The organism is Actinophytocola sp. (assembly GCF_036555685.1).
Lineage (GTDB): Bacteria > Actinomycetota > Actinomycetes > Mycobacteriales > Pseudonocardiaceae > Actinophytocola.
In genome coordinates this window covers 1-3,661 of the sequence record NZ_DATBKY010000085.1, presented here as the reverse complement: position 1 = coordinate 3,661, position 3,661 = coordinate 1, and the positions used below count along the sequence as shown (strand labels likewise).

The following is a 3,661-nucleotide window of genomic DNA, read 5'->3' as shown; positions in this document are numbered from 1 at the left end:
TGACCCTGTACTACTTCGAGAACCTGACGCTCGCCGAGATCGGCCGGGTCCTCGGGGTCACCGAGTCGCGCGTCTGCCAGCTGCACACGCGCGCGGTGCTGCGGCTGCGCGCGAAGCTGCTCGAGAAGTCCGAGGTCTAGGGCTCCTCCTCCCATGGGAGCAGCCGGACGTGGCCCGTGGCCACGAGGCTCAGCGGATCCAGGTACTCCTCGCCGCGGCGTACGCCCCAGTGCAGGCACGCGCCCGGGCAGCCGCCGTGGCCGGGCCGCAGGTGGCCGACGACGGCGCCCGCCGCCACCCGCCTGCCGGGCTCGACCGCCGGCGCGACCGGCTCGTACGTGGTCCGCAGGCCGTTCGGATGATCGATCGACACGACGCCCCGCCCGGCCAGCTGACCGGCGAACACGACCACGCCCGCACCGGCCGCGAGCACCGGCGCACCGGCGGCCCCGCCCAGATCGACGCCGCGATGACCAGGGCCGTATGGAGACGACGGCGCGGAGAACGGCCGCACCACCGGATGCGGCGCCGCCAACGGCCAGCCGAAGGCGGGCCCGGCCCTGGGCAGCTCCGGCCCGGTGGCCGGCGCCGCCGACGCAGCGCCGACCACGCCGGGCGCGACCAGCCCGACCACCAGGAACAGCAGAACCCCGGCCACCCACGAACGCCGCCGCGAAGAGGGCGGGATGGCAAGCGGTGAGATCGCGGCCCGAGGTGAAGCAGGAAGCGGCGCGGGCGCCCCACGCGAGTGGCGGGATGGCTGGGAGGACGGGGGTGTGGCCATGTCTCCACGTTCCCTGCGGGGCGGGTGCCGGGGACTGGCGCGGCGGGAATCTGTGGACAGCCGCGCCGGTTGTGGACAACCGGTCAACGCCGGAGGTGGCCTGGTCGAAGGCCGTCTCCGCGACCGCGTAGACTGCTAGCCGCGGTCCGTGGCAACACGGATCGACTTCGCGTGCCGCTGCACCAGCTTCGGCGAAACGGCATCCGGCGGTCCCGAATCACGACACGAAAGCGAGATGCGGGTCCGGCTGCCGGCACCGGCACCAGGGCGACCTCTGACCGAGCAGGGGAAGCGACAACCGACATCGCGCCGCGGCGGACACCCGGCGCGCAGACAGAAGAAGGTGCGAACCAGGCCATGGCCGTCGTCACCATGAAGCAGCTGCTGGACTCCGGCGTGCATTTCGGGCACCAGACCCGGCGCTGGAACCCCAAGATGAAGCGCTACATCCTGACCGAGCGCAACGGCATCTACATCATCGACCTCGAGCAGACCCTGTCCTACATCGGACGCGCGTACGAGTTCATCAAGGAGACCGTCGCGCACGGTGGCTCGATCCTCTTCGTGGGCACCAAGAAGCAGGCGCAGGAGGCCATCGCCAACGAGGCGCTGCGGGTCGGCATGCCGTTCGTCAACCAGCGGTGGCTGGGCGGGATGCTCACGAACTTCTCCACCGTCCACAAGCGCCTCCAGCGCCTCAAGGAGCTCGAGTCGATGGAGCAGACGGGCGGCTTCCAGGGTCTCACCAAGAAGGAGATCCTGATGCTGACCCGCGAGAAGGACAAGCTGGAGCGCACGCTCGGCGGCATCCGCGACATGGCGAAGGTCCCGTCCGCGGTGTGGATCGTCGACACCAAGAAGGAGCACATCGCCGTCGGGGAGGCGCGCAAGCTCAACATCCCGGTCGTCGCGATCCTCGACACCAACTGCGACCCGGACGAGGTCGACTACCCGATCCCCGGCAACGACGACGCGATCCGCTCCGCCGCGCTGCTGACCAAGGTCGTCGCCGAGGCCGCGGCCGCCGGCCTGATGGCCCGCGCCGGCACCCGCAACGGCGTGCCCGACGGTGAGGACAAGCCGGCCGTCGCCACCGACGAGCCGCTGCCCGAGTGGGAGCAGGAGCTCCTCGTGGGCCAGAACGCGCCCGCCGGCGGCGAGTCGAAGCCGGCCGAGGCTCCCAGCGAGTCCTGAGCGGAACCCGAGCCAGCACAGCGAAAGAAGGATGGACAGAGCCAAGATGGCGAACTACACCACGGCCGACGTCAAGCGGATCCGTGAGCTCACCGGCGCCGGCATGATGGCCTGCAAGAAGGCCCTCGACGACGCCGACGGCGACTTCGACAAGGCCGTCGAGCTCCTGCGCATCAAGGGCGCCAAGGACGTCGGCAAGCGGGCCGAGCGCACGACGGCCAACGGCCTCGTCGCGGCGGACGGCGGCGTCATGGTCGAGCTGAACTGCGAGACCGACTTCGTCGCGAAGAACGCCGAGTTCCAGGAGCTCGCGAACCGGATCGTCAGCGTCGCGAGGAGCGCGCAGCCGGCCGACGCCGAGGCGCTGGCCAAGGCCGACCTCGACGGCAAGACGGTCGCGGACGCGGTGCAGGACCTGTCCGCCAAGATCGGCGAGAAGCTGGAGCTGCGCCGGGTCGTCGTGTTCGACGGCACGGTGGCGACCTACCTGCACCGCCGCGACCCCGACCTGCCGCCGTCGGTCGGCGTGCTGGTCGAGTACACCGGCGCCGACGGCGACGCCGCCCGCGGTGCCGCCATGCAGATCGCCGCGATGAAGCCGCGCTACGTCACCCGGGACGAGATCCCCGAGGACGTCATCGCGACCGAGCGGCGCATCGCCGAGGAGACCGCTCGCGAGGAGGGCAAGCCGGAGCAGGCGCTGCCCAAGATCGTCGAGGGCCGCGTCAACGGCTTCTACAAGGACGCCGTCCTGACCGAGCAGGCCTCCGTGCAGGACTCCAAGAAGACCGTCAAGGCCGTGCTCGACGCGGCCGGCGTGACGGTCACCCGGTTCGCCCGCTTCGAGATCGGCCAGTCCTGACCGGAGCGGACCTGGATCAAGGCGGTGCCCCGCCCTCACACACCGTTGAGGGCGGGGCACAGTCGCACGCGAGGGAGGACGGCATGGAAGGCCGGGGACACGGTTTCCGAAGAGTGCTGCTCAAGCTGGGCGGCGAGATGTTCGGCGGCGGTGAGGTGGGCGTCGACCCGGACGTGGTGCAGGCCGTCGCCCGCCAGATCGCGGACGTCGTCAGCAAGGGCGTGCAGGTGTCCGTCGTCATCGGCGGCGGCAACTTCTTCCGCGGCGCGGAGCTCTCCCAGCGCGGCATGGACCGCGACCGCGCCGACTACATGGCCATGCTGGGTACCGTGATGAACTGCCTGGCCCTGCAGGACTTCCTGGAGAAGGAGGGCCTGCCGACCCGCGTGCAGACGGCGATCACCATGGGCCAGGTCGCCGAGCCCTACATCCCGCGCCGCGCCGAGCGGCACCTGGAGAAGGGCCGCGTGGTCATCTTCGGCGCCGGGGTCGGCATGCCGTACTTCTCCACCGACACCGCTGCGGCGCAGCGGGCACTGGAGATCGGCTGTGAGGTCGTGCTGATGGCCAAGTCGGTCGACGGCGTCTACACCGCGGACCCGAAGACCACCCCGGACGCCAAGATGTTCGAGCACATCACCCATCGCGAGGTACTCGAACAAGGGCTCGCGGTCGCGGACGCCACCGCGTTCAGCCTGTGCATGGACAACCAGATGCCGATCATGGTGTTCAACCTGCTCACCGAGGGGAACATCGCGCGTGCGGTCTCCGGTGAGAAGATCGGAACGCTGGTGAGGTCGTGACCAGCACCACCACCCGAA

Annotated in this window: 5 protein-coding genes; 4 read left to right on the top strand and 1 reads right to left on the bottom strand. The window is 70.4% G+C overall.

All coding sequences use genetic code 11. The features are described from left to right. Positions 1-140: sigma factor-like helix-turn-helix DNA-binding protein (locus VH969_RS08600; protein WP_331973047.1), on the top strand; the 140-nt coding region annotated here is incomplete at its 5' end. Here the strand turns inward: VH969_RS08600 and VH969_RS08595 are convergent. After that, positions 137-658, bottom strand: a complete 522-nt coding sequence (locus tag VH969_RS08595) for a murein hydrolase activator EnvC family protein (protein ID WP_331973043.1) — start codon at positions 656-658, stop codon at positions 137-139. The genes VH969_RS08600 and VH969_RS08595 overlap by 4 nt on opposite strands. 483 nt (positions 659-1,141) lie before the next feature. Here VH969_RS08595 and rpsB point away from each other — a divergent pair, with 483 nt between their 5' ends. The 3 genes from rpsB (at position 1,142) to pyrH (ending at position 3,643) form a co-directional block, all read left to right on the top strand. Further along, positions 1,142-1,978, top strand: a complete 837-nt coding sequence (gene rpsB / locus VH969_RS08590) for a 30S ribosomal protein S2 (protein WP_331973041.1) — start codon at positions 1,142-1,144, stop codon at positions 1,976-1,978. Positions 1,979-2,024: 46 nt separating this feature from the next. Next, positions 2,025-2,840, top strand: a complete 816-nt coding sequence (gene tsf / locus VH969_RS08585; protein WP_331973045.1) for a translation elongation factor Ts — start codon at positions 2,025-2,027, stop codon at positions 2,838-2,840. A gap of 83 nt (positions 2,841-2,923) precedes the next feature. Beyond that, positions 2,924-3,643 (top strand): UMP kinase, encoded by a 720-nt coding sequence (gene pyrH, locus VH969_RS08580; protein ID WP_331973039.1) that lies wholly within the window; start codon positions 2,924-2,926, stop codon positions 3,641-3,643. The last annotated feature ends 18 nt before the right edge of the window (positions 3,644-3,661 follow it).